This window comes from Nocardioides alpinus, assembly GCF_900112035.1.
GTDB lineage: Bacteria > Actinomycetota > Actinomycetes > Propionibacteriales > Nocardioidaceae > Nocardioides > Nocardioides alpinus.
This window is the reverse complement of the sequence record NZ_FOKC01000003.1, coordinates 239394-262592: the sequence shown is the minus strand read 5'-3', so window position 1 is coordinate 262592 and position 23199 is coordinate 239394. Positions and strand designations below refer to the sequence as shown.

Sequence of the window (23199 nt, the reverse complement as noted above, 5' to 3'; positions counted from 1 at the left end):
GACTCGTGCCTGACGAGGTCAAGAGGTCCTACCGCTCCGAGCGACGCGCGGAGCAGGCGGCCGCGACGAGGGCCGCAGTGCTGCGCGCCGCGCGTGAGCACTTCACCTCGCAGGGGTACGCCGCCACCGGTGTCGCCGACATCGCCTCGGCTGCCGGGGTCAACGTGGACACGGTCTACCGGGTGGTGGGACGCAAGCCGCAGCTGGTGCTGGCCGTCATCGACATGGCCCTGGCCGGCGCCGACGAGCCACTCGTCGCGGAGCAGCGCGACTACGTGCAGGCGGTGCTCGCCGCGGAGGGCGGCCGCGCCAAGCTCACGACGTACGCCGACGCGCTGGGCCGGGTGATGCCGCGGGTCACACCGCTCTTCGACTCCCTCGCGCAGGCCGCCCTCACCGAGCCGGACTGTGCCGCGGTCCGCGACAGCATCGGTGAGCGGCGCCGGGCCAACATGCTCAAGCTGGCCGAGGACCTGCGGACCACCGGTGACCTCCGCGACGACCTCACCGACGACGAGGTGGCCGACCTGCTGTGGACGACGAACGCGCCGGAGTACTACGCCCTTGCGGTCGCGCGCGGCTGGTCCCCGACGACGTACGCCGAGCGGCTGGGGGACCTGTGGACGCGGCTGCTGCTCGCGCAGCCGCTTGCGCCCCGGCGGTAGCGTCGGCCCGGTGAGGACTCTCATCGCGACGACCGCCTTCGTCGTCGCCGCGCTCGCGGGCGGCTGCACGGGAGCCAGTGAGCCACGGGAGAGCGACGCGCGGCCGAGCGCGGAGACCTCCGAGTCCTCCGGGGCCGAGACGCCCGTCGTCGACAGCGAGGCGTGCGAGGAGGTGCGCACCGGCATCGATGCCTTCAACCTCGGCGACTTCGACGAGACCGTGGAACGATTCGAGGCGGCACTGCCCCTGGCGGAGGAGCAGGACGACGGGTCGACGAGGGCCCGTGAGCTGGTCGAGGCGGTGCGCTACTACGCCGAGCTCGACGCGGAGGCCTACCCGGAGGCGGCGCGGACCTCACCGGAGTTCGCGAAGTACAAGGCGATCACGCTGGGCCAGTGCGTGCCCGTCGGCAGCGATGCGCCGGAGTCGCCGGGGACGGACGTCTGACCGAATTGCCCCTTGTGGTCATTTTCGAACAGGTGTACGATGGCGTGAGCACGCCGATCCGGAACGGTTCCATCGTCTGAGGTGACGAGGAGCCCGGGATCGGGACAGTCACCCATAGAACCCGTCCTGGTGCTGGCGGGATGCCTCACCGGGCTCTCGGGTGACGACCTGGCAACGGTGCCACCAGTCATGCCTCACTGCTCCGCCCCAGACCTGGGTGGTGTCCTGTGAGTGCGTGCGAGGAGGTGGCCAGTGCATCCGATCATCGAGTGTGCCGCCGACCTCCGCGGTGCCCTGAAGGACGTGGCGTCGGTCGAGCCGGCGTTCATGGCGACGGAGGACAAGCAGGCGGCGCTGGTGGCGCTGACCGAGGTCCGCTCACAGCTCGACGCCCTGAGCGCGCGCCTGCTCGCCGCGTCGGACGACGTCGGCGAGCTGCACGGGCTGCGCGACGCCGCTGCATGGTTGGCAGTGGAGACGCGTACGACGCGGCGCGAGACCCGCCGCGAGCTCGCGCTCGGGCGGGCGCTCGACCAGCACTCCTCCATTGCCGCGGCACTCATGTCGGGAGAGCTGCGCACGGAGCAGGCGCGGGTGATCGCCGAGGCGGTCGACGCCCTCCCGGCCGAGGTGGACAGCGACACGCGCGATCGGGCGGAGTCGGTGCTGCTCGAGCTGTCCCACCGCCACGACGCCCGCGACCTCAAGCAGATCGGCAAGCGGATCCTGGACGCCGTGGCCCCCGAGATGGGGGAGTCCCACGAGGCGGATGCGCTGGAGAAGGAGGAAGCCCGCGCCGCCGCTGGTGTCGAGCTCACCTTGCACGACGACGGCGAGGGTCGGTGCCACGGCCGGTTCACCGTGCCGTCCCACGTGGGCGCGATGCTGAAGCGTCACCTGCTGGCGCTCGCCAACCCCGCCCGCCACACCGAGGCTGAGCTCCGCGACGAGTCGGGCGAGTGGAAGTCGCTGCGACGCCGCCTCGGCGAAGCGTTCATGGAGTACGTCGAGCGTTACCCGGTCAAGGCCACGCCACAGACCGCGGGGGTCAGCGCGACGGTGGTGGTGACCATGACGCTGGAGCAGCTCCTGGCCGCGCAGGCGACGGCGATGCTGGACGACGGCTCCCGCATGTCTGCGGGGCAGGCGCGTCGCCTGGCGTGCGAGGCCGGCATCATCCCGGTGGTCCTCGGCTCGACGTCCCAGCCGCTCGACATCGGGCGCGCGGCACGGCTCTACACCAAGGCCCAGCGCGTCGCCCTCGGTCTGCGCGACGGTGGGTGCACTGCTCGCGGGTGCGAGACGTCCGCCTCGGGCTGCCACGCCCACCACGACGACCCCTGGTCGCGTGGGGGACTCACCGACCTCGCCAACGGGCGGCTCCTCTGCCCGCGACACCACCGGCTGGCCCACGACTCGCACTACGCGATGACCGTCCACGCCGACAACACGGTGACCTACGTCCTGCGGACGTGAGGGACGGTGGGATTGTCGTGGTGGCCGGATGCGACGCGGCCGAAGCGCCCAGACTGCAAGGTTCGGATCGGCTTCCGCCACCTGATGCCAGGCGGGGACAGACTCATCCGGTCCCGGGGGTTCACGGTACGGGCTAGACCACGGAGACGAGGCCGCCGCCGGTACGTATGGTCAATATTCCGGCCCCCCGGTTCTGGTGTCTGTGCTCTCGCCTGCCGAAGAGAGGACGTTCTCATGCGCGTCTTCAGCCAACGCCGCTTCGCTAGCGGGGCATTTGCTGCGGTCCTTGTTGTCGCCATGACCGGGACGTCGTACGCCGCGAGCCCTCGCGACGGTTCGTATGGAGGGGAGGCGCAGGACTCGGAGCCTCGGACCACTCGATTGATCGCGTACTCAGGATCCGGTCTCGAGGGCCGACAGCCCCAGATCTACACGATCCGAACCGACGGATCGCACCGACGTCAACTCACAACCACCGGTGGGTACAACCCCATCTGGTCTCACGATGGAGCCCAGATCGCTTTCCAGCGAAACGACTGGATATGGCAGATGAACGCTTCAGGAGCGTCGAGGAAAAGACTCGTGCAGGGATACAGTCCGGCGTGGGCGCCGGATGGCAAGCGGCTCACCTACTCCTGCAGAGAAGGTGTCGGCCTGTGCGTCTTGGACGTGGCGACCGGCGCCGAGACTCTCATCGTGGCGGCGACGGATACGTGGTCCGGCGCTGACAGTTCCACATGGTCACCCGACGGCACCTGGATCGCATTCACACGCATCAGCACTGATGGTGACGAGTACACCCAGCATCGACAGCTGTTCCGGGTCAGGGCCGACGGTAGCGAGCTCGTGCCGATCCCTCACACCTACCCGCGGGCCACCTCACCGGATTGGTCCCCCGACGGGGCGACCATCCTCTACACCGACGTCTACTCCGGTCGTGGCGGCGAGGAGAGCGGCGACATCTGGTCTATCCGCCCTGACGGCACCGGCAAGCGACGGGTCACACGCACCGCGGGCAGCCAAGTTTCTGGGGCCTGGTCCCCTGATGGGGACCGAATCGCCATGTACAACGGCCCTGAGTTCCCCTACGCCAACATGGATGGCGTCTGGACGACGAAGGCGGACGGCACGGGCCGAAAGTTCGTCGTACGCGCAGCCGGGGCACCGAGCTGGCATCCAACAAAGGCTTGGGCTCCAACACCCGTCCCCGAATCAGGCTCGGCGTCGGGACAACGCATCGCGTTCGTCGCAGCGAGCGAGGCTGGGTACGACCTGTTCACAGTGCACCCCGGGAGCCAGTCAGTAGAGCAGCTCACCACTACGGGAACGGCGCATTCGCCGACCTGGTCACCGGATCACACGCAGATCGCCTACGGGTCGCACAGCGACTCCGGGATCTGGTTGATCGATGTTCGTACTCGGACCAGACATCGTGTCGCCGACCTGAGCTACCCATGGCAGTTCAGCATGGCTTGGTCTCCCGACGGCCGCCAGATGGTCTGGCCAGACGCCAACGAGCTGATCGTGTTCGACCTGCGCACCCGCCAGCGGACCACCATCACGCTTGAGACTGACGGTGCCTCCTTGTACCCGACGTGGTCACCGAACGGACGCCAGATTGCCTTCGCGCTGCAGTCCTCGCTCGGACGCTGGGACATTGCGGTGGTGAGCGCTCGAGGTGGAGACGTCAGGCGCGTCATCCGTCTACCCGGCGTCGAGACCCACCTGAACTGGTCCCCCGACGGCCGACGACTACTCTTCGCCCATCGCAGCGGACCCTACTGGGCCGAAACGACCAGCCTGTTCAGTGTGCGGCCAGACGGAAGCGACGTGCGTGAGTTGAAGAGCACGCCGGGGCTCGACGCCGAGCCAGCTTGGTCTCCGGACGGTCGACACTTCGCCTACTACAGCGACGGACCGGCGCCGTACGGGAAGGCGCCTCAGCCAGGTATATGGACCGCCGGGCCGTACGGGGGATCTCCTCGGCTCGTGCACCGCGACAGGGCCATCACAGACGTCGACTGGTGACGATCCCGCTCATGGCTTGGATCAGAGCCGCGTCCACCCGGCGCCCATGCCCTCAGCTCATCCGCCGCAGCACCCCGACCGGCACGTGCTTGACCACGAACCCCAGCGGCGCCCAGGGCCAGGCCGGCACCCGGGCGGACTTCTTCTCCTTCTCGATCGCCTCGACCATCGCGCGTACGCCCTTCTCGGTGGACGCCATGAGCGGCGTCCTCGCCGAGGTGCCGGACATCTCCGAGACGATGTAGCCGGGGTAGAGCACGGTGACCTTGATCGGGGTGCCGTGCACGTCGGCGCGGAAGCCCTCGGCGAGGTGCGCGACCGCGGCCTTGGTGGCGGCGTAGGTCGTGATGTTCCTGGGCATGCCGCGCAGCGCGGAGAAGCTCGAGACCATGACCAGGTGTCCGGCGTTCTGGGCGCGGAAGATCTGGGCGGCCGCCTCGGTCTGCGCGAGGGCGCCGATGAAGTTGGTCTCCGCCGTCTCGCGGTTGGCGTCGAAGCGCCCGGTGCCGAGGGGCTGGCCCTTGCCGAGCCCGGCGTTGACGATCACCTTGTCGAGGCCGCCGAGCTCGTCTCGGAACTCCTCGAAGACCCGGAAGACCGCGTCGTGGTCAGTGACGTCGAGCGCCTTGACGACGACGTGGGCGTCGGGGCGGATGGCGAGGATCTCGGCCTTGAGCTCGTCGAGGCGCTCCGTACGCCGTGCGCACAGCGCCAGGTCGTGGCCGAGCGCGGCGAACTGGCGGGCCATCTCGGCGCCGAGGCCGCTGCTCGCGCCGGTGATGAGGATCGTGGACATGGGGTCTGCTCCTGGAAGGGGCTAGCGGTAGGTGAGGAGTTCGGACGAGAGGTGGTCGTGGGCGTTGAAGGTGACGAGGGTGGTGCCGCTGGCGCCGCACACCACCGTGGAGACGCCGGTGTTGATCGACACCGGGTTGAGCCGGAGCCACAGGTCGGTGCGAGCGCGGTCGTCCTCGGCCAGCAGGGACGCGGCCGCCCAGGCGATCGGTCCGCCGCTGGTGAGCACGACGGCGGTGCCCTTGCGCGGCAGTGCGTCGACGAGGCGGGTGAGTGCGGCCTCGACGCGGGAGGTGAAGGCGGCGAAGGACTCGTCGTAGAGCGCGTCGTGCTCGCCCGACGTCCAGCGCAGGGTGGCTTCCTCGAACCACCGCTGGAAGGCCACCTTCTCCGACTCGCCCTCCACCGACGTCGGCTGGTCGTGGACGGCCAGCACCTGGAGGTGGTCGAACTCGTTCCAGCCGGCGTCGACGTCCACGTCGGCGGTCCAGCCCGAGCCGTCGAGGACGGCCGCGGCGGTCTGGGCGTGCCGTGTCATCTCCCCGGCCACCACCACGTCCGCAGTGATCCCGCGGGCAGCGAGGGCAGCGCCGAGGACGCGCGACTGCTCATGCCCGGTGGGGGAGAGGTTGTCGTAGTCGGCCGCGCCGAAGGACGCCTGGCCGTGCCGGACCAGGAGGATGCGACTCACGCGGTCGTGTCCGAGGAGATCAGTCCGTCGAGCCGGCGCCCGATGATCTGCACGGCCGGCCCGAAGAGGGCGTACATCTCGTTGGTGGTCTGCCCGTGGAAGAAGCGGTAGTAGATCTGCTGGGCGATGGCGGCCATCCGGAAGAGCCCGAAGACCTCGTAGAAGCGCCACTGCTCGGGCGTCACGGTGCGGCCGGTGCGCTCGGCGTACGCCGCCACGAACTCGTCGCGGGTCAGCATCCCGGGCAGGTGCGTCGGCACCCGGCGCATCATCTGGAACTCCTCGGTGTCGTCGGCCTGCACCCAGTAGGCCATCGAGCCGGCGAGGTCCATCAGCGGGTCGCCGAGGGTGGCCATCTCCCAGTCGAGCACGCCGACGACACGGGTGACGTCGTCGGCGTCCAGGACGAGGTTGTCGAGCTTGAAGTCGTTGTGGATCACGCACGTGGCGACGTCGTCGGGCTGGTGCGCGTCGAGCCACGCCATCACGCCCTCGAGGTCGGGCACGTCCTGGGTGCGGGCGTTGCGGTAGCGCGTGGACCAGCCCTCGACCTGGCGGCGTACGTAGCCCGCACCCTTGCCGAGGTGGCTGAGACCCGCGGCCTCCGGGTCGATGCCGTGGAGCTCGGCGAGCACGTCGACGGCGTCGAGGCACAGAGCGCGTGCCTGCTCGGGCGACAGGGGTACGTCCTTCGGCCACTCGCTGCGCGGGATCACGCCGGCGATGCGGTCCATGGCGTAGAAGTCGCCACCGACCACATCGGGGTCGTCGCAGAAGGCCACCATCGGCGCGACGTAGTCGAAGACCGGCGCGAGCGCCGACTGGATCACGTGCTCGCGGTGCATGTCGTGCGCACCCTTGGCCTTCGTGCCCTGCGGAGCCCTGCGGACGATCAGGTCGCGGCCGGACGGAAAGCGCAGCAGGTAGGTCAGGTTGGACGCGCCGCCGGTGAACTGCCGCACCTCCGGCTCCCCGTCGAGGCCGTCGGGGTCGTCGGCGTGGGTGCGGAGCCACTCCGCCACCTGTGCGACGTCGAACGCATCCTCCTCACGCACCTCCCGTGCGCCGGGGACGGCCGTCACGACAGCGCTCCACGGTCGGCCGCCTGCAGCTTGGCGGCCTGGTCGCGCATGACCGCGTCGTAGGCCGGGCGGTCGGCCCACTTGAGGAAGTAGGCCTGGCGCGCGGCCTCGTCGGGGACGATCACGTCGTCGCCGGCGTCGAGGCCGGCGAGCACGGCGGCGGCGATGTCGTCAGCGGTGACCTTCGAACGCTCGACCAGCCCGCCGACCACCTGCCCCACCAGCTCGTCGCTGCCCTGCATCGAGTCCATCAGGTTGGTGCGGAAGTAGGACGGGCAGACCACGCTCGCCCGGATGCCGTACGCCGCCAGCTCGTGGCCGCAGGTCTCGGTGAACGCCACGACCGCGGCCTTCGTCGCGTTGTAGGAGCCCATGCCGCCCGGGTGCACGAGGCCTGCCAGCGAGGCGACGTTGACCAGGTGGCCGGAGCCCTGCTCCTTGAGCATCGGGACGAACGCCCTGGTGCCGCGCACTAGTCCGAAGAGGTTGATCTCGGTGATCCACTGCCACTCCTCGATCGTGCAGCGATCGACCCGGCCGCCGCCGGCCACGCCGGCGTTGTTGACCAGCACGTCGAGGCCGCCCCACCGCTCCCGTACGGCGTCGACGGCCGCGGCCCAGTCGTCGTCCGAGGTGATGTCGAGGACCAGGTCGACGCCTGACCTCGAGGCTTGCTCCGCTCCCGCCTCGACCGGCGCGGGGAGGTCGGTGGCGAGGACCTCGTCGCCGCGCGCCCGGAACGCCGTGACCAGCGCGGCGCCGAGACCCGAGGCGGCGCCGGTGACCAGGATGCGGCGGCTCATGCCGTGTGCTTCCCGAGCTCGATCTTGGCGATCACGTTGCGGTGCACCTCGTCGGGTCCGTCGGCCAGCCGCAGGGTGCGGGCGCCCACCCAGGCCGAGGCCAGCATGGTGTCGTCGGACATCCCGGCGCCCCCGTGGAGCTGGATCGCCATGTCGATCACGTCGAGCGCCATGTTGGGCACCTCGACCTTGATCTCGCTGACGGCCGAGTAGGCCTCGCGGCTCATGCCCTGGTCGAGCAGCCACGCGGCGTGCATGACGAGCAGGCGCGAGCGGTTGATCGCGATGCGGGCGTCGGCGATCCGCTCGCGGTTGCCGCCGAGGCTGGCGATCGACTTGCCGAAGGCGGTGCGGTCGAGGGCCCGGGCGCAGCCGAGCTCGAGGGCGCGCTCGGCCAGGCCGATGGCACGCATGCAGTGGTGCACGCGGCCCGGACCGAGCCGGCCCTGGGCGATCTCGAAGGCCCGGCCGGGACCCAGCAGGACGTTGGCGGCGGGGACCCGCACGTTGTCGAAGGACACCTCACCGTGGCCCAGCGGCTCGTCGTAGTAGCCCATCGTGGTGAGCATCCGCTCGACCGTGACGCCCTCGGCGTCACGGGGGACCAGCACCATGGTGTGGCGCGAGTGCCGGTCGGCCTCGGGGTCGGAGAGGCCCATGAAGACGAAGATCCTGCAGTCGGGGTTGCCCACGCCGGTGGACCACCACTTGCGACCGTTGATGACGATCTCGTCTCCGTCGACCTCGGCGGTGGCCGCCATGTTGGTCGCGTCGGAGGAGGCCACTGCCGGCTCCGTCATGCAGAACGCGCTGCGGATCTCCCCGCGCAGGAGCGGCTCGAGCCACTGCTCCTTCTGCTCGTCGGTGCCGTACTTGAGCAGCACCTCCATGTTGCCGGTGTCGGGCGCGTTGGAGTTGAAGACCAGCGGGGCGAGGAAGGAGCGCCCCATCTCCTCGGCCACTGCGGCGTAGTCGACGTTGGAGAGGCCCTCGCCCCCGTCGGTGCCGAAGTCTGCGGCGTAGCGGCCGGCGTGCGCCTGGGGGAGGAACAGGTTCCACAAGCCCTGCGCGCGGGCCTTGGCCTGCAGCTCCTTGATGATCGGGTCAGGCGTCCAGTTGTCGCCGCCCGACTCGCGCAGCCGGGTGGTGCGCGCGTGCGCGGCGGCCTCGATCGGCAGGATCTCGTCGGCGACGAACGCGCGTACGCGCCCCTGCAGGTCGGCGGCACGAGGGGAGAGGGAGAAGTCCATGGGATTGACCCTAACCGCCTGTTGAGCAATGCTCAACAGTGTGTCCGATCGTCTCCCCGGCGGGGAAGTGCCGCCCGTACGCCGCCGGCTGAGCGCGGACGACCGCCGTCGCCAGCTCGTCGGCATCGGGCTGGCCAAGATCGTCGAGAAGCCGATCCAGGACCTGTCGCTGGACGACATCGCGGCCGAGGCGGGCATCTCCCGCGGCCTGCTGTTCCACTACTTCCCGACCAAGACCGACTTCTACCTCGCCTGCATCGCGGCCGCCGGGCGGCGGATGCTGCGGACGACCGCGCCGGACCCCGACCTCCCGGGTGAGGCGCAGGTGGAGGAGATCACCCGGCTGATGGTCGAGCAGATCGAGCGGCGGCGCGACTTCTACCTCGCGCTCGTCCACGGTCACGCCGTGGCCGACCCGCGCGCCAGCGAGGTCATGGACTCGGTCCGCGACGGCAGCACCGACCGGGTCGTGCTCGCCCTCGGCGTGCCCGGGAGCCAGCGCGACGTCGTACGTGCGTGGTGGGCCTACACAGAGGACCGGGCGCTCACCTGGTCGGCAGTGCCGACCGGCGAACGCCCGGTCTCGTTGGAGGGACTGGTCGCGGAGTGCGTCGCCGCGCTCCACGCCCTGCTGCGCATCAGCCCTTGACGACGCGGCCCTTCACGGCGAAGCGCGCGTTGTCGTCGAGCGGACGGCCGCCGCAGGCCACTGCCGAGCTCCCGCCGCACTTGTAGCGCGTCGAGCCGTTGACCAGCGTCACCGACACCGCGCTCACCGAGCGGTTGTCGAAGCTGACCTTGATCCGGCCGTCGCCGCGCTTGTTGAGCTTGACCCGCTTGGTCTGGCGCGAGCCGTCGCCCATGTGCACGACGACCACTGCTGCCGGCGAGGTGCGCTTGACGGGACCGGTGACGCCGAGCGAGAGCTTCCACTTCCTGCCGTCGAGCCCGTTGCCGGGGAGGTAGACGTATGAGGCAGAGGCGAGGTGGTCGATCTTCACCCCGAAGCGCTTGCTGCGCTTGCGCTTGCTGAGCTCCTTGCCGCCGCGGACCTTCGGGAAGACGTACTCAGCGCCCTCGGGGAAGTTGGCCGCAGGTGTCAGGTTGCCGGCGGCGTAGGTCGAGTAGACCTTGGTCAGCCCGCCCTTGCTCTTGAGCACCTTCTGGAGCGCGGTGATGCTGTACTTGCCACCGTCCTTCTTCAGCGACCCGGCCTGGTCCCAGGCCTTCTTGACGATGTCGGTGCCGTACTTGGTCGAGAGGTACTCCCAGAAGACCCAGTTGCCGTACTGGTAGCCACCGGTGCGGCTGAAGAAGTCGAGCGGCAGGTAGGGGCGGTAGATCTGGCTGAGCGAGAGGTACTGGCGGTTGTCGTTGACCGTGGTCGCGATCCGCTCCTCCATCCACGTGGCGGTGGACTCCATCATCCACGGGTCCTCGGCGTAGTCGTAGGCGAACTGCACCGCGTGGAAGAACTCGTGACCGGCGGTCACGACCAGGTTGTCGTCGGGGGTGGCGTTGGGGAACTGCGCGGTCGCGAAGTCGTTGTCCAGGACGCAGAAGCCCGACCCGGTGCGCTTCTTGACCCGCTTCTCCGGTGCGCAGAGGCCGTAGAGGTCGCCGCCGAGGTCCTTGAGGTAGACGTCGAACTGCGGGCTGCCGCCCTTGGCGCCGTCGGTGAGGGGCGCGCGGTAGCCGAGCTGGTCGACGATCGCGGTCCACACCGAGTCCATGACGGCCAGGTTGTGGGCAGGCCACTCGGCCGACGGCGGCGCGTCGGTGCCGGTGTTGACGTAGTGCAGGCACAGCCGCGCGTTGCACAGCGGTGCGGCCTCGGGCGCGGTGTAGCCGAAGCCGTACTGGTCGGCCACGCCGTCCGACGGCCGGGCGAGCAGGCCGTCGGCCTGGCGGCGCTCGGTGCCGCGGAGCTGGGTGCGCTTGAGCCAGAGGTCGCGCAGCGCGAGGGTCGCCGACGGGTCCCTCGGCAGGGCGCTGCCCGACGTCACCCGTCGCGCGACGGCGAGGGCGTCGGAGGCGCTCAGCTTGCCGAGGTCACGGACGGGGTCGTCGGAGACCTGCAGGGGCTCCGACGGGATCGGTGCACCCGTCGTGCCCGGCACGGTCGGCTGGTCCTGGTCGGCGGCGACGGCGGGCGCAGAGAGTGCCGCGCCGCCCATCAGTGCAATGGCCACAGCAGTGGTGACGATTCGGCGCATGGTTCCCCTCGTGGTTGTCATCTCGCAGGTGAGACTAACCCGCCGGGGTGACAGGCAAACCCATCGAGGAGGCCTAGAGGTCCGCGATGTGCTCGATGATCGCCGTGGTGGAGATGGCCGGGGTGCGCTCGAGGTAGACGACCTCGCACGCGTCGGCGTACTCGTCGAACTTGCCGGCCCAGTCGTCGCCCATCACCAGCACGTCGGCACCGTGCTCGACGATGTAGTCGCGCTTCTGCTCCAGGCTCTCCTCGACGAACACCGCGTCGACCACCTTGAGGGCGCCGACGATCGCGAGCCGCTCCTTCTCGCTGAAGATCGGGGCACGGCCCTTCTTGCGCTCGTTGAGGGCGTCTGCCGACACGCCGACGACCAGTCGGTCGCCCAGCGCTGCCGCGCGTTCGAGCACGCGGAGGTGCCCGACGTGGAACACGTCGAACGTGCCGAAGGTGATCACGGTGCGAGACATGCGGGGCATTCTGGCACGCAGGATGTGAGGGGGCTTGGGGGAGGATGGCCCGCATGGCTTCCACCTCGCCCAGCATCTCGCTCATCACGCCCGACCCGGGCGCGGACGAGGCGCGCCGCCGCGGGCTGCGGCAGATGCGGACCGTGGCCGTCGGGCTCCTGGTCCTCGCTGCCGTGGTGTACGTCGCCACGCTGGGGCTCGACGGGTTCTGGGGTTTCGTCAACGCCGGCGCCGAGGCGTCGATGGTCGGCGCCATCGCCGACTGGTTCGCCGTGACCGCGCTCTTCAAGCACCCGCTCGGCATCCCGATCCCGCACACGGCACTCATCCCCAAGCGCAAGGACGAGCTGGGCAAGGGGCTCGAGGAATTCGTGGGGGAAAACTTCCTGCAGGAGGACATCATCCGCGAGCGGGTGGCTGCCGCCCGGATCACGGCCCGCGTGGGCGACTGGCTGCGCGAGCCCGCCCACGCCCGCCGCGTCGTCGACGAGGTCTCCGACGTCGCCGCGATCGCGCTCGGCAAGGTGCGCGACGAGCACATCGCCGACCTCGTGACCGAGGCACTGGTGCCGCGGTTCCGGGAGGAGCCCATCTCCCCGCTGCTCGGCTCGACGCTGATGGAGGTCCTGCGCGACGACCTCCACCACGGAGTGGTCGACCTGGTCGTGGAGGAGATGCACCGCTGGCTCGTCGACAACCCCGAGACCTTCGCCCGCGTGCTCGGCGAGCGCGCCCCGTGGTGGGCGCCCACCAGGCTCAACGAGACGGTGACCTCACGCATCCACCTCGAGGCGATCAAGTGGGTCGAGGACATCCGCGACGACCCGCACCACCGGGCCCGCGAGGCGCTCGACTCGATGTTGGGCCAGCTCGCGCACGACCTGCTCAACGATGCCCAGACCCAGGCCCGCACCGAGGCCTTCAAGGTGCGCCTGCTCGACCACCCGCAGGTCGTCACGACGGCGATCTCGCTGTGGAAGGCGATGCGCGCCGCCCTGCTCGGCTCGATCCAGGACCGCGAGGGCGCGGTACGCCAGCGCCTGCTGGAGGAGCTCAACCTGTTCGCCCAGCGGCTCCAGGAGGACGCCGAGCTCCGTGAGCGCCTCGACCGCAGGGCGGCCGACCTGACCGTCTTCCTGGTGTCGCGCTACGGCGCCGAGGTCACCACGGTGATCACCTCGACCATCGAGCGCTGGGACGGCAAGGAGGCGGCCCGCCGCATCGAGCTCCACGTCGGGCGCGACCTGCAGTTCATCCGGATCAACGGCACGATCGTCGGCGGACTCGTGGGCGTGGTCATCCACGCGGTGAGCCTGCTCGTGGGGTGACGGCTCAGCGCCGGCAGGGCCGCATCACCGGCATGATCCGCGAGCGGCTCTGGTGCGAGTGCGCCCAGGCGTCGTCGAAGTGCGCGAGGTACTGGTCGTGCAGCCAGCGCTCGTCGACCACGCGCAGCATCACCTCGTCGTTGTAGAGCAGGCCCCCACAGGTCGTGTTCGACGTGCCCGTGACGACGAGCCGCGTCGGCCGGCCGCGGAACCGGGCGTGCGCCACCAGCATCTTGTCGTGGGTCAACGTCGTCCGTACGGCGGAGCCGGCGAGGCGACCGCCGGGCAGCTCTGCCTGGAGCCAGTTCTCGATCGTGTCGCGGGTGGTCACGACGCGCACCCGGCAGCCGTCGTTCGCGAGCCGCGCGAGCTCGGCGCGTACGTCCGCGCGCTGGATCACCGCGAACATCGCCGACACCTCGCGCGCACCCCGGACGCACGTGAGGTCGCGGAGCGTGGAGAGCAGCAGGTCGCTCCGGCTCGGATAGACGGCGGCGGTGACGGAGCCGGACTCGAAGACCTTGCGTCGGTCGTCCCACCTCTGTCCGCCGGCGCTGAGGCTCTGCTCGAAGAGCCGCGTGAAGTACGCCGTACCGAATCCGGCCAGGGCGGTGTCGTCGATCTTCAGCAGCGAGTTGTACTGCCGGTACTGGCGGTCCTCGAGGTTGGCCGAGCTGGTGATGAAGGACTGCACCCCGCCGATGTCGGTCACGTAGAACTTCAGGTGCTGCACGTTCTGGCTGTCGGGGAAGGGGCCGGGTGCTCGCCACGGCAGGCATGCCCCGTCGCAGATGGTGACGTTGCGCCGGGCGGTGTCCTGCGCCTCGAGCCGCTCGATGAGGCGGCGGCCACGCGAGTTGAGGCGCAGGTCCTCGTCGCCCACGAGGTAGACGACGGCCCCGCGACGCTGGGCGGCGAGCAGCGCGGCGGTCGGTGCCTGGATGTCCCACCGGAACATGGCGACCCGGAGGGTGTCGCCCGGTCCGGCCGCGTCGAACAGGGTGGTCGGGCGGTCGAGGACGGTCGGGTCGTCGGCGCGGGTCGGCGGCGAGGAGAAGCACACCTCGAGGCCACCGCGGACCTCGCACCCGCTCTTCCCCGAACGGTCCGCTCCGTCCCGGGCACCCGCGGGTGCGCCGAGCGTGAGCACGGACGCCAGCAGGATCAGCACCGCCACGACCTGGGTCCGGCTTCGGCTCGTCATCTCGTGGTCCTCCGGCGGGAGCGGGTCGGTCGGGCGGGCGGTCGGAAGGGCCCACCCTAGGCCGACTGGTTCACTTCTCCCATGGCCTCCCAGTCGCACGACCCCGTCGACGTCCCGATCCGCGACGAGTCGATCCGGCTCGGGCAGTTCCTCAAGCTCGCCAACCTGGTGGAGACCGGCGCCGAGGCGAAGCCGGTGATCGCCGACGGCGCGGTGCGGGTCAACGGCGAGGTCGAGACGCGACGAGGCCGCCAGCTCGCCCAGGGTGACGTGGTCACCCTGGGTCCACTGGCGGCCCGGGTCGCCACCGGAGAGGTCGAGATCGACGTCCCCTGGTAGGCGGGGCTACTTCACCTCGCGGTTCAGCACCCGGTAGGTGCCGATCGCGAGCGGCAGCAGCACCCATGCCGCGACCCCCGTGGCCAGCTGGGCCCAGTCCTTGCCCGCCATCTCCCCGGCGAACAGCGGCACAGTGACCCGGTCCAGGTTGAGCCACTGGCCGATCTCCTCGAGCGAGCCGACCAGCTGCGTGGCGATGCCCCACACGCTGGGCAGGACGAGGACGGCGACGATGGCGATCGGCGTGTTGAGGAACAGCAGTCCGAAGGCCACGCCCTGGAGGACGTAGAGCATCAGGGCGAGCACGATCCCGCCGGCCGCAGCGGCCGACAGGTCCCACGTGCCGGTTCCGGCGACCACGTTGACGAGGGCCGATGCCGCGACCGCAGCGACGAGGACGACGAGCGCGAAGAGCATGCTGGCCAGCGCCTTGGCCACCACGATGCGGCCGCGCCGCGGCTCCAGGGTGAAGGTGACGAGGCCGGTGCGCTGCGACCACTCGGCGGTCGCGGCCATGATGCCCAGGATCGGCAGCACCATCGCGAGCGGGAGCGTCGCGACCTCCAGCAGGCCGTTGAACGTGGCGTCCTCGGCGGAGCCCCAGATGACGAAGGCGGCCAGGATGATCGCGGCCAGGCCCGTCATCACGATGATCATCCAGAGGCCGGCACGGGTGTCGACCATCTTGCGGAGCTCGGCCTGCAGGGTGCGGCCGAACGGGACGCCGGGGCGACCCGCGAGGGCGGTGGGCACCGTGGACGCGGCGCCTCCGCCGACGACGGGTGCCGAGGTGGTGGTGTCAGTGGTGTCGGTATCGGTGCTCATGCTGCGTCTCCTTCACGTGAGGTCGCGGCCGTGAGGCCGAGGAACATCTCTTCGAGGCCTTCGGAGCCTCCGGACCGCAGCTCGAGGAGCACGACGCGCTCCGCGGCGGCGATCTCGCCGACGACACCGGGCTCGGCATCGACGACCAGGCCCGAGCCGGTGCGGGTCACCGGCACGTCGGCCTTCTCGAGCAGCCCGGCGAGCCGGATGTCGTCGGTGGAGTGCACGGTGGTGCCGCCGCGGCTCAGCAGCTCGTCCTTGGAGCCCATCGCGACGATCCGGCCGCGCCCGATCATGACGAGGTCGTCGGCCACGATCTGCACCTCGTGCAGCAGGTGGCTGGACAGCAGCACCGTCCCGCCGCCGTCGGCGAAGCGCCGCAGCAGGCCGCGCATCCAGTGGATGCCCTGAGGATCGAGGCCGTTGGCCGGCTCGTCGAGGATCAGGACGTGCGGATCTCCCAGCAGCGCGGCGGCGATGCCGAGGCGCTGGCGCATGCCGAGGGAGTAGTTGCGGACCCGGCGACCGGCCTCCTCGTCGGTCAGTCCGACGAGCGCGAGCACCTCCTCGACGCGTGAGCGGGACACCCCGACCGAGATGGCGGACACCCGCAGGACCTCGCGACCCGTACGTCCCGGGTGCTGCGCGGAGGCGTCGAGCATGACGCCGACCTGGCGGCCGGGGTTGTGCAGCTCGCGGTAGGTCTGGCCCAGGATGGTCGCCCGTCCGGAGGTCGCCGGGGTGAGGCCGGTCATCATCCGCATGGCGGTGGACTTGCCGGCGCCGTTGGGGCCGAGGAAGCCGACGACGCTGCCGGGACGCACCTGGAACGAGATGTCGTCGACGGCGGTGAAGGCGCCGTAGCGCTTGGTGAGGTTCTCCACTGTGATCATGGCTCCAGCCTCGTCGGGGCCGGGGCTCCCCACATCGGGCCGAGGGCTCGGCCGGGTCCGACCTGGGTATCGACCGCGCCGCGAGGACGAGACCTCGGTCGGACGCCGGAGGGGTGCCGGTGGGCCTAGCCTCGGGCCATGCCACTGCTGGAGGACGACCGGACCGGCCGGATGGCCGTCCTGTGGCGCTACGCCCTGGCGCTGGCGATCAGCGCCTTCGTGTGGGGAGCTCCGCTGGTCAGCGCGGGGGAGCGTACGTCCGACGCGACGCTCATGTGGGTCCTCTACGGCGACCCGGTGCTCGGCGTCGTGTCGTTCGTCCTCGTCCGGTGGCGACACCGCTACCCGGCCCCCGTCGCGCTCGTGGTGACCGCCTTCGGGTGCGTCTCCGCCTCGAGCGCCGGTCCCGCCTCGTGGGTGATCGGCTCGCTGGCCTCGCACCGGCGCTGGCGGTTGCTGGCGGTGGTGGGTCCGCTCAGCGTGCTGTCCGGGGTGGTGCTGGAGCGGGTCGGGATCTCCGAGGACTCCCTGCCGCTGTGGGTGGCGCTGGCGTTCGGCGTGCTCGTCACCGGCATCGTCGTCGCCACCGGCTACGCGATGGGCTCCCAGCGCGAGCTCGTCGACTCCTACCGTGACCGGGCGGAGACCGCCGAGCGCGAGCAACGGGCCCGCGTCGCGCAGGCACAGGCCGCCGAGCGCACCCGCATCGCCCGCGAGATGCACGACGTCCTCGCCCACCGGATCTCGCTCATCGCCATGCACGCGGGCACGCTGAGCTATCGCAGCGACCTGTCGGCCGAGGACCGGGCGATCGCCGCCCGGTCGATCGAGGACAACGCCCACCGGGCGCTCTCGGACCTGCGCGCCGTCCTCGGGGTGCTGCGCGACCCGACCCAGCCCGCGGACGCGACGCCGGAACGTCCCCAGCCGGGCCTCGACGACATCGCCGGGCTGGTCGAGGAGGAGGCCGCCGGCGGGATGCGCGTACGCCTGGCCAACCGCGTCGTGGCCCGGGTGCCCCCAGCCCTGGGCCGCACGGCGTACCGGATCGTCCAGGAGGCGCTCACCAACGTGCGCAAGCATGCGGTCGGCACGGCCGTCACGATCGACATCGAGGGCACCCCCGACGACGGGCTGGTCGTCGAGGTGCGCAATGCGGCGCCGGTCGGACCTCCGCGCACCTCTGCCCTTCCCGCCTCCGGGCTGGGGCTCCTCGGTCTCACCGAGCGGGCCACCCTCGCCGGCGGCCGGATCGACCACGGCGTCGACACCACCGGCGGCTACGTCGTCCGGGCATGGATACCGTGGGAGTCGTGAGCCCCGACGCCGGTCCCGGTCCCGGCCCCGTCTCTGGCCCCGTCTCCCTGGCGGTCGTCGACGACGACCCGATGGTGCGGGCCGCGCTGGGCATGATGCTGGGCGGCAGCTCGGGGATCACGGTCGTCGCGGAGGCCGGTGACGGCGAGGAGGCCCTGACCGTCGTGCCTGCCTCGGGTGCGGACGTGGTGCTGATGGACATCCGGATGCCCGTGCGCGACGGGCTCAGTGCGACCGAGGAGCTGCTCCGCAGCCATCCCGCCCTGAAGATCATCGTGCTCACGACGTTCGACACCGACGACATGGTGCTCCGCGCACTGCGCATCGGTGCGGCCGGATTCCTGCTGAAGGACACCCCGCCTGCCCGGCTCGTGGAGGCCATCCGCACGGTCGCCGCGGGTCAGCCGATGCTGTCGCCGAGCGTGACCGCCCAGCTCATCGCCGCCGTCACCGGCGCGGACTCCGCACCGGGGGCCGACGAGCGGTCCCGGTCGGCCCGGTCGGCCATGACCGGGCTGACCGACCGCGAGCGGGACGTCGCCGAGGGAGTCGCGCGCGGTCTCAGCAACGCCGAGATCGCCGCCGAGCTGTTCATGGGCGTGCCGACGGTCAAGACCCACGTCGGACGGCTCTTCACCAAGCTGGGCGTCGAGAACCGGGTGCAGGTGGCGATCCTGGTCCACGACGCCCAGGGGTGAGGGACGGCTAGCGGACCTCGAGCAGGTCCACCACGAAGATCAGGGTCTCGCCCGGCTTGATGGCGCCGCCGGCGCCACGGTCGCCGTAGCCGAGGTGCGGCGGGATGACGAGACGACGACGGCCGCCGACCTTCATCCCCTGCACGCCGGTGTCCCAGCCGGAGATGACCTGGCCGATGCCGAGGCGGAACTGGAGAGGCGTACCGCGGTTGTAGGACGCGTCGAACTCCTCGCCCGAGGAGTGGGCCACGCCGACGTAGTGGACCGAGACGGTCGAACCGGACGTGGCCTCTGCACCGTCGCCCTCGACGAGGTCGGTGACCTCGAGGTCGGCGGGCGCATCGCCCATGTGGGGGTCGACGTCAGGCTTCTGGCTCACAGCTGTGCTCCTTGAGGTGGGGTTCAGGTCTGGTGGACGTAGCTGTCGAGCTGGTCGCGCTCGAACTCGAGCTCACCGATCCGGTTCTTGACCACGTCACCGATGCTGATGATGCCGGTCAACCGTCCGTCGGCCACCACCGGGACGTGTCGGATGCGGTGCTCGGTCATGGTCTGCATGAGGTCGGTGAGCCCGTCCTCACCGGCGCAGGTGCGCACCTCGGCGGTCATGATCTGGCTGACGGGGCTCTCCAGCACGGCCTCGTCGGCGTGCAGGCGACGTACGACGTCGCGCTCGCTCACGATCCCCGAGACCCGCTCGCCGTCGTCGCTCACCACGAGGGCACCGACGTTGTGCTCGGCGAGCAGCGCGATCAGCTCGCGCACGGTGGCGTCCGGGCTGATGGTCACCACGGCCTGCTTCGACTTGGCGTGGATGACGTCGTTGATCTTCATCGTGTGCACCTCTCGTCCGGCTGTGCCTGTGACTGTGAGGTCACCGTAGCCAAGCCGGAGGTCGAGCGACAGGGCCGAAGGACCGGGCCTCAGTCCAGGACGGGCGGCGCCTGCCGGTCGCGCAGGCTGCTGACCGTCCCGGGGCCCCGTCGCGGCACGTCGGGGTCGAGCTCGTCGTCGTCCATCGACCCGAGGAAGGACAGGGCGGCGTCGTGGAGGTGGCCGTTGGTGGCCAGCGCGTTGCCCCCCCACGGGCCGTCGGTGCCGTCGAGGGAGGTGAACCGGCCCCCTGCCTCACGCACGATCACGTCGAGGGCCGCCATGTCGTAGACGGCGAGCTCGGGCTCGGCGGCGATGTCGACGGCGCCCTCGGCGAGCAGCATGTAGGACCAGAAGTCGCCGTAGGCGCGGGTGCGCCAGCAGCGCCGCGACAGGGAGATGAAGTCGTCGAGCCGGTCGCGCTCGTCCCAGCCGGAGAGCGAGGAGTAGCTCAACGACGCGTCCTCGAGGCGGCGTACGTCCGACACCTCGCACTTCGTCGCCTTGAGCAGGGACCGCCCGGTCCAGGCGCCGTGGCCGGCCGAGGCCCACCAGCGGCGCTGCAGCTGCGGCGCCGACACCACGCCGAGCACGACCTCGTCGTCGACGGCGAGCGCGATGAGGGTGGCCCACACCGGGACGCCGCGGACGTAGTTCTTGGTGCCGTCGATGGGGTCGACGATCCAGCGGCGCTGGCTGTGGCCGGTCGTGCCCTGCTCCTCGCCGATGACGGCGTCGCGCGAGCGGACCCGCGAGAGGGTGCGGCGGATGCCCTCCTCGACCGCGGAGTCGGCATCGGTGACGGGGGTGAGGTCGGGCTTGCTCATGACGTGGAGGTCGAGGGCCTTGAAGCGCGCCAGCGTCAGTGAGTCCGCGTCGTCGGCCAGGACGTGCGCCAGGCGCAGGTCGTCGGTGTAGTCGTGCGGGCGGGCCGAGCCGGTGATGGGCATGTCCACAGGCTATTCCCAGCAACGCGCCCTACTGTGCACGCATGGAACTCAACGGTGTGCCGCTGCACCCGCTCATCGTCCACGCGGTGGTCGTCCTCGGTCCGCTCGCCGCCCTGACGGGTCTGGCGTACGCCGCCGTCCCGCGCTGGCGCTGGCTGCTGCGCTGGCCGCTCGTGGTGCTCGCCGTGGTCACGGCCGTCGCGGCCGTCCTGGCCGCGCAGGCGGGGGAGTCGCTGCTCGAGTCGCGGCCCCAGCTCGCGCCGCTGGTCGAGGAGCACGAGGAGCTCGGCGAGCTGCTGCGCACCGTCTCGCTGGGGTACGCGGTCTTCGCGGCACTCGCCGCCTGGGCGCTCGGTGGGGTCTCGGCCCTGGCATCCGGGCGCGGTGCCCGGGAGACCCGCTTCGGGATCCCCGTGGCCGTGCTGCTGGCCGCTGCGTCGGTCGGCCTGATGGTCGTGATCTACCTCGCCGGCGACTCCGGCGCGCAGGCCGTCTGGGGCTGAGCGCCACTCGCCCACTTACCAGGCCACCTACCAGTCGCTACCAGTCGCTGGAGGCCTCACGCGCGGCGAGCAGCCGGCGGAACGACTCGACCCGGTCCGGGTCCGCCTGCCCGGCGAGCACCGCCTCGTCGAGCCCGCACTCCGGCTCGCCCGTGCCGTGCGAGCAGCCACGGGGGCACGTCTCGATCATCTCGTCGAGGTCGGGGAAGGCCTCGATGAGGTTCTCCGGCTGGACGTGGGCCAGCCCGAAGGAGCGGATGCCGGGGGTGTCGATGATCCAGCCGTCGCCGCGGGGGAGCTCGAGCAGGTAGGCGCTGGTGGAGGTGTGGCGCCCGCGCCCGGTGACGGCGTTGACGATGCCGACCTCGCGGTGCGCGTCGGGGATGAGCGCGTTGACGAGGGTGGACTTGCCGACACCGCTGTGGCCCACGAGCACGCTGGTGCGTCCGCGCAGCCGGTCGAGCAGCTCGCCCAGGTCGCCGGCACCCTCGCCCCTGAGCTGCGTGACGACCCACGGCACCCCCAGGGAGCGGTAGGTGGACAGCAGCGTCTCGGGATCGGCCAGGTCGGCCTTGGTGAGGCACAGCAGCGGCGCCATCCCGGCGTCGTACGCCGCCACGAGCGCGCGGTCGATGAGGCGCGGGCGCGGCTCGGGATCGGCGAGCGCCGTCACCACGACGAGCTGGTCGGCGTTGGACACGATCACCCGCTCGACCGGGTCGTCGTCGTCGGCCGTACGGCGCAGGGTGGTGGTGCGGGGGACCACCTCGACGATGCGGGCCAAGGACCCGTCGACGCCGCTCATGTCGCCGACCACCCGCACGTGGTCGCCCACGACGACGCCCTTGCGGCCGAGCGGACGCGACTTCATCGCCATCACCCGCCTGCCCTCGAACAGCAGGGTGAAGCGGCCGCGGTCGACCGTCACGACGCGGGCGTCGACCGCGTCGTCGTAGGTGGGCCGGTCCTTGGTGCGGGGACGGGTGCGGCGCCGGGGACGCTCGTAGTGCTCGTGGTCGTGGTCGGAGTAGCGGCCCGTGGTCACGCGTGCACCCCGTGCACGGCGAGGGTCCAGGCGCCGGCGAAGTCGGGGAAGGTCTTCGCCGTCGTCGCGATGTCCTCGACCAGCACGTCGTCGACGGCGAGGCCGAGGATGACGCCCGCGTGGGCCATCCGGTGGTCGGCGTAGGTGCGGAAGGTGCCGCCGTGCAGGGGCGCCGGACGGATCGAGAGCCCGTCCTCCCGCTCGGTGACGTCAGCGCCGAGCCGGCCGAGCTCGGTGGCCAGCGCGGTGAGCCGGTCGGTCTCGTGCCCGCGGATGTGGGCGACGCCGCGCAGGTGCGAGGGGGAGTCCGCCAGCGCGCACAGGGCGGCGATCGCCGGGGTGAGCTCGCCGACGTCGTGCAGGTCGAGGTCGACGCCCGAGAGCCGCTCGGGTCCGACGACGGTGAGCCCGGCGGCGTCGAGGGTCACCTCGCACCCCATGAGGGCCAGGACCTGGCGGAGCTCGTCGCCGGGCTGGGTGGTGCTGGTCGGCCAGTCGGCGACGGTGACCCGGCCCCCTGTCACCGCGCCGAGGGCGAGGAAGGGTGCGGCGTTGGAGAGGTCGGGCTCGATGTCGCAGTCGATCGCCGCAACGGCGCCGGGAGCGACCGCCCACCGGTTGGCGTCGCTGTCGTCGACCTCCACCCCGTGCTGGCGCAGCATCTGCACGGTCATCTCGATGTGGGGCAGGGACGGCACGGGCTTGCCGATGTGGCGTACGTCGACGCCGAGGTCGTAGCGCGCGCCCGCCAGCAGCAGCGCCGAGACGAACTGCGACGACGCGCTGGCGTCGATGGTGACGGTGCCGCCGGGGACGGAGCCGCTGCCGTGCACGGCGAAGGGGAGCGCCCCGCGGCCACCGTCCTCGATCCGGATGCCCAGCGCACTCAGCGCAGCCAGCATCTGGCCGACGGGCCGCTGACGCATGTGCGGGTCGCCGTCGAAGTGCACCGTGCCGCTCGCGAGCCCGGCGACCGGCGGCACGAACCGCATCACGGTGCCGGCGAGCCCGCAGTCGACGTCGCCGTCGCGGTCCCACGAGCCGGGTGTGACGGCCCAGTCGCCGTCACGGTCCTCGAGACCGGTGCCCAGCGTGGACAGGGCTGCAGCCATCAGGAGGGTGTCGCGCGAGCGCAGCGGACGGCGTACGACGCTGGGGCCGTCGGCGATCGCGGCGAGGAGCAGCGCCCGGTTGGTCAGCGACTTGCTGCCCGGCAGCGACACGACCCGGTCGACCGGGTCGTGGGGTCGCGGCGCCGGCCAGAGGTCGGGGGAGGGTGCGGGGTCACTCACCCGCGCACC

25 protein-coding genes are annotated in these 23199 nt (G+C 71.1%); 10 read left to right on the top strand and 15 right to left on the bottom strand.

What is annotated here, in order from left to right; translation table 11 throughout:
* The first annotated feature begins 5 nt into the window (after nucleotides 1-5).
* The 4 genes from BM127_RS09000 (at nucleotide 6) to BM127_RS08985 (ending at nucleotide 4617) form a co-directional block, all read left to right on the top strand.
* The gene (locus tag BM127_RS09000; protein ID WP_091197560.1) at nucleotides 6-665 is read left to right on the top strand and encodes a TetR/AcrR family transcriptional regulator; all 660 of its coding nucleotides are present in this window, start codon (nucleotides 6-8) and stop codon (nucleotides 663-665) included.
* Between the two features lie 10 nt (nucleotides 666-675).
* Nucleotides 676-1113 (top strand): hypothetical protein, encoded by a 438-nt coding sequence (locus BM127_RS08995; RefSeq protein ID WP_139227699.1) that lies wholly within the window; start codon nucleotides 676-678, stop codon nucleotides 1111-1113.
* A 252-nt stretch (nucleotides 1114-1365) separates the two neighbouring features.
* Nucleotides 1366-2589 carry an HNH endonuclease signature motif containing protein gene (locus tag BM127_RS08990; protein WP_091197555.1) on the top strand — a complete coding sequence of 408 codons (1224 nt, stop codon included), beginning with the start codon at nucleotides 1366-1368 and terminating at the stop codon, nucleotides 2587-2589.
* A 582-nt stretch (nucleotides 2590-3171) separates the two neighbouring features.
* A complete protein-coding gene (locus BM127_RS08985; RefSeq protein WP_175507362.1) occupies nucleotides 3172-4617 on the top strand; it encodes a PD40 domain-containing protein in 1446 nt (481 codons plus the stop codon).
* Between the two features lie 52 nt (nucleotides 4618-4669).
* Here BM127_RS08985 and BM127_RS08980 read toward each other — a convergent pair whose 3' ends face one another.
* From BM127_RS08980 to BM127_RS08960, 5 genes are read right to left on the bottom strand one after another with little or no spacing between them, the layout of a single operon-like run.
* Nucleotides 4670-5413: an SDR family oxidoreductase gene (locus BM127_RS08980; RefSeq protein ID WP_091197551.1), complete on the bottom strand. Its 744-nt coding sequence runs from the start codon at nucleotides 5411-5413 to the stop codon at nucleotides 4670-4672.
* Nucleotides 5414-5434: 21 nt separating this feature from the next.
* The gene (locus tag BM127_RS08975; protein ID WP_091197547.1) at nucleotides 5435-6103 is read right to left on the bottom strand and encodes a histidine phosphatase family protein; all 669 of its coding nucleotides are present in this window, start codon (nucleotides 6101-6103) and stop codon (nucleotides 5435-5437) included.
* Nucleotides 6100-7185 carry a phosphotransferase family protein gene (locus tag BM127_RS08970; RefSeq protein ID WP_091197544.1) on the bottom strand — a complete coding sequence of 362 codons (1086 nt, stop codon included), beginning with the start codon at nucleotides 7183-7185 and terminating at the stop codon, nucleotides 6100-6102. The genes BM127_RS08975 and BM127_RS08970 overlap by 4 nt, the downstream gene beginning before the upstream one ends.
* Complete coding sequence (locus tag BM127_RS08965; protein ID WP_091197541.1) at nucleotides 7182-7988, bottom strand: SDR family NAD(P)-dependent oxidoreductase; 807 nt, start codon at nucleotides 7986-7988, stop codon at nucleotides 7182-7184. The genes BM127_RS08970 and BM127_RS08965 overlap by 4 nt, the downstream gene beginning before the upstream one ends.
* A complete protein-coding gene (locus BM127_RS08960; RefSeq protein WP_091197537.1) occupies nucleotides 7985-9238 on the bottom strand; it encodes an acyl-CoA dehydrogenase family protein in 1254 nt (417 codons plus the stop codon). The genes BM127_RS08965 and BM127_RS08960 overlap by 4 nt, the downstream gene beginning before the upstream one ends.
* Nucleotides 9239-9278: 40 nt before the next feature.
* On the opposite strand from BM127_RS08960, the gene BM127_RS08955 reads away from it, so the two are divergent.
* Nucleotides 9279-9887 (top strand): TetR/AcrR family transcriptional regulator, encoded by a 609-nt coding sequence (locus BM127_RS08955; RefSeq protein ID WP_231263342.1) that lies wholly within the window; start codon nucleotides 9279-9281, stop codon nucleotides 9885-9887.
* Here the strand turns inward: BM127_RS08955 and BM127_RS08950 are convergent.
* Entirely contained in the window at nucleotides 9877-11454 is a 1578-nt protein-coding gene (locus BM127_RS08950) for an MXAN_6640 family putative metalloprotease (protein ID WP_139227698.1), read from the bottom strand. The two genes, BM127_RS08955 and BM127_RS08950, sit on opposite strands and share 11 nt — an antisense overlap.
* 73 nt (nucleotides 11455-11527) lie before the next feature.
* Nucleotides 11528-11923, bottom strand: a complete 396-nt coding sequence (locus BM127_RS08945; protein WP_091197532.1) for an FAD synthase family protein — start codon at nucleotides 11921-11923, stop codon at nucleotides 11528-11530.
* A 53-nt stretch (nucleotides 11924-11976) separates the two neighbouring features.
* Here BM127_RS08945 and BM127_RS08940 point away from each other — a divergent pair, with 53 nt between their 5' ends.
* The gene (locus BM127_RS08940) at nucleotides 11977-13251 is read left to right on the top strand and encodes a DUF445 domain-containing protein (RefSeq protein ID WP_231263341.1); all 1275 of its coding nucleotides are present in this window, start codon (nucleotides 11977-11979) and stop codon (nucleotides 13249-13251) included.
* 4 nt (nucleotides 13252-13255) lie between these two features.
* Here BM127_RS08940 and BM127_RS08935 read toward each other — a convergent pair whose 3' ends face one another.
* Nucleotides 13256-14455: a phospholipase D-like domain-containing protein gene (locus tag BM127_RS08935; RefSeq protein WP_091197527.1), complete on the bottom strand. Its 1200-nt coding sequence runs from the start codon at nucleotides 14453-14455 to the stop codon at nucleotides 13256-13258.
* Between the two features lie 81 nt (nucleotides 14456-14536).
* On the opposite strand from BM127_RS08935, the gene BM127_RS08930 reads away from it, so the two are divergent.
* The gene (locus BM127_RS08930) at nucleotides 14537-14794 is read left to right on the top strand and encodes an RNA-binding S4 domain-containing protein (RefSeq protein WP_091197525.1); all 258 of its coding nucleotides are present in this window, start codon (nucleotides 14537-14539) and stop codon (nucleotides 14792-14794) included.
* A gap of 6 nt (nucleotides 14795-14800) precedes the next feature.
* On the opposite strand, the gene BM127_RS08925 is transcribed toward BM127_RS08930, so the two are convergent.
* Both BM127_RS08925 and BM127_RS08920 read right to left on the bottom strand, forming a co-directional pair.
* Nucleotides 14801-15619 (bottom strand): ABC transporter permease, encoded by an 819-nt coding sequence (locus BM127_RS08925; protein WP_091197522.1) that lies wholly within the window; start codon nucleotides 15617-15619, stop codon nucleotides 14801-14803.
* The gene (locus BM127_RS08920) at nucleotides 15616-16512 is read right to left on the bottom strand and encodes an ABC transporter ATP-binding protein (protein WP_091197519.1); all 897 of its coding nucleotides are present in this window, start codon (nucleotides 16510-16512) and stop codon (nucleotides 15616-15618) included. Before BM127_RS08920 ends, BM127_RS08925 begins: the two co-directional genes overlap by 4 nt.
* 138 nt (nucleotides 16513-16650) lie before the next feature.
* Here BM127_RS08920 and BM127_RS08915 point away from each other — a divergent pair, with 138 nt between their 5' ends.
* Both BM127_RS08915 and BM127_RS08910 read left to right on the top strand, forming a co-directional pair.
* Nucleotides 16651-17829 carry a sensor histidine kinase gene (locus BM127_RS08915; protein WP_091197516.1) on the top strand — a complete coding sequence of 393 codons (1179 nt, stop codon included), beginning with the start codon at nucleotides 16651-16653 and terminating at the stop codon, nucleotides 17827-17829.
* Nucleotides 17826-18527 carry a response regulator transcription factor gene (locus tag BM127_RS08910; protein WP_231263340.1) on the top strand — a complete coding sequence of 234 codons (702 nt, stop codon included), beginning with the start codon at nucleotides 17826-17828 and terminating at the stop codon, nucleotides 18525-18527. The genes BM127_RS08915 and BM127_RS08910 overlap by 4 nt, the downstream gene beginning before the upstream one ends.
* 7 nt (nucleotides 18528-18534) lie before the next feature.
* Here the strand turns inward: BM127_RS08910 and BM127_RS08905 are convergent, their stop codons facing one another.
* The 3 genes from BM127_RS08905 to BM127_RS08895 form a co-directional block, all read right to left on the bottom strand.
* A complete protein-coding gene (locus tag BM127_RS08905; RefSeq protein WP_091197981.1) occupies nucleotides 18535-18876 on the bottom strand; it encodes an FKBP-type peptidyl-prolyl cis-trans isomerase in 342 nt (113 codons plus the stop codon).
* Between the two features lie 53 nt (nucleotides 18877-18929).
* Complete coding sequence (locus BM127_RS08900; RefSeq protein WP_091197978.1) at nucleotides 18930-19361, bottom strand: CBS domain-containing protein; 432 nt, start codon at nucleotides 19359-19361, stop codon at nucleotides 18930-18932.
* Nucleotides 19362-19450: 89 nt separating this feature from the next.
* Nucleotides 19451-20350 (bottom strand): inositol monophosphatase family protein, encoded by a 900-nt coding sequence (locus BM127_RS08895; protein ID WP_091197976.1) that lies wholly within the window; start codon nucleotides 20348-20350, stop codon nucleotides 19451-19453.
* Between the two features lie 41 nt (nucleotides 20351-20391).
* Here BM127_RS08895 and BM127_RS08890 point away from each other — a divergent pair, with 41 nt between their 5' ends.
* Nucleotides 20392-20853, top strand: a complete 462-nt coding sequence (locus BM127_RS08890; RefSeq protein ID WP_091197507.1) for a DUF2231 domain-containing protein — start codon at nucleotides 20392-20394, stop codon at nucleotides 20851-20853.
* A 37-nt stretch (nucleotides 20854-20890) separates the two neighbouring features.
* Here BM127_RS08890 and rsgA read toward each other — a convergent pair whose 3' ends face one another.
* Both rsgA and aroA read right to left on the bottom strand, forming a co-directional pair.
* The gene (rsgA, locus tag BM127_RS08885) at nucleotides 20891-21898 is read right to left on the bottom strand and encodes a ribosome small subunit-dependent GTPase A (RefSeq protein ID WP_091197505.1); all 1008 of its coding nucleotides are present in this window, start codon (nucleotides 21896-21898) and stop codon (nucleotides 20891-20893) included.
* Nucleotides 21895-23190: a 3-phosphoshikimate 1-carboxyvinyltransferase gene (aroA, locus tag BM127_RS08880; RefSeq protein WP_091197502.1), complete on the bottom strand. Its 1296-nt coding sequence runs from the start codon at nucleotides 23188-23190 to the stop codon at nucleotides 21895-21897. The genes rsgA and aroA overlap by 4 nt, the downstream gene beginning before the upstream one ends.
* Nucleotides 23191-23199 lie beyond the last annotated feature (9 nt).

What these genes read in the sequence shown, in the direction of transcription:
- BM127_RS08980 (WP_091197551.1), bottom strand. Translation starts at nt 5,413, where the DNA reads ATGTCCACGATCCTCATCACCGGCGCGAGCAGCGGCCTCGGCGCCGAG.
- BM127_RS08965 (WP_091197541.1), bottom strand. Translation starts at nt 7,988, where the DNA reads ATGAGCCGCCGCATCCTGGTCACCGGCGCCGCCTCGGGTCTCGGCGCC.
- BM127_RS08960 (WP_091197537.1), bottom strand. Translation starts at nt 9,238, where the DNA reads ATGGACTTCTCCCTCTCCCCTCGTGCCGCCGACCTGCAGGGGCGCGTA.
- BM127_RS08950 (WP_139227698.1), bottom strand. Translation starts at nt 11,454, where the DNA reads ATGCGCCGAATCGTCACCACTGCTGTGGCCATTGCACTGATGGGCGGC.
- BM127_RS08945 (WP_091197532.1), bottom strand. Translation starts at nt 11,923, where the DNA reads ATGTCTCGCACCGTGATCACCTTCGGCACGTTCGACGTGTTCCACGTC.
- BM127_RS08940 (WP_231263341.1), top strand. Translation starts at nt 11,977, where the DNA reads ATGGCTTCCACCTCGCCCAGCATCTCGCTCATCACGCCCGACCCGGGC.
- BM127_RS08935 (WP_091197527.1), bottom strand. Translation starts at nt 14,455, where the DNA reads ATGACGAGCCGAAGCCGGACCCAGGTCGTGGCGGTGCTGATCCTGCTG.
- BM127_RS08930 (WP_091197525.1), top strand. Translation starts at nt 14,537, where the DNA reads ATGGCCTCCCAGTCGCACGACCCCGTCGACGTCCCGATCCGCGACGAG.
- BM127_RS08925 (WP_091197522.1), bottom strand. Translation starts at nt 15,619, where the DNA reads ATGAGCACCGATACCGACACCACTGACACCACCACCTCGGCACCCGTC.
- BM127_RS08920 (WP_091197519.1), bottom strand. Translation starts at nt 16,512, where the DNA reads ATGATCACAGTGGAGAACCTCACCAAGCGCTACGGCGCCTTCACCGCC.
- BM127_RS08915 (WP_091197516.1), top strand. Translation starts at nt 16,651, where the DNA reads ATGCCACTGCTGGAGGACGACCGGACCGGCCGGATGGCCGTCCTGTGG.
- BM127_RS08905 (WP_091197981.1), bottom strand. Translation starts at nt 18,876, where the DNA reads ATGGGCGATGCGCCCGCCGACCTCGAGGTCACCGACCTCGTCGAGGGC.
- BM127_RS08900 (WP_091197978.1), bottom strand. Translation starts at nt 19,361, where the DNA reads ATGAAGATCAACGACGTCATCCACGCCAAGTCGAAGCAGGCCGTGGTG.
- BM127_RS08895 (WP_091197976.1), bottom strand. Translation starts at nt 20,350, where the DNA reads ATGCCCATCACCGGCTCGGCCCGCCCGCACGACTACACCGACGACCTG.
- BM127_RS08890 (WP_091197507.1), top strand. Translation starts at nt 20,392, where the DNA reads ATGGAACTCAACGGTGTGCCGCTGCACCCGCTCATCGTCCACGCGGTG.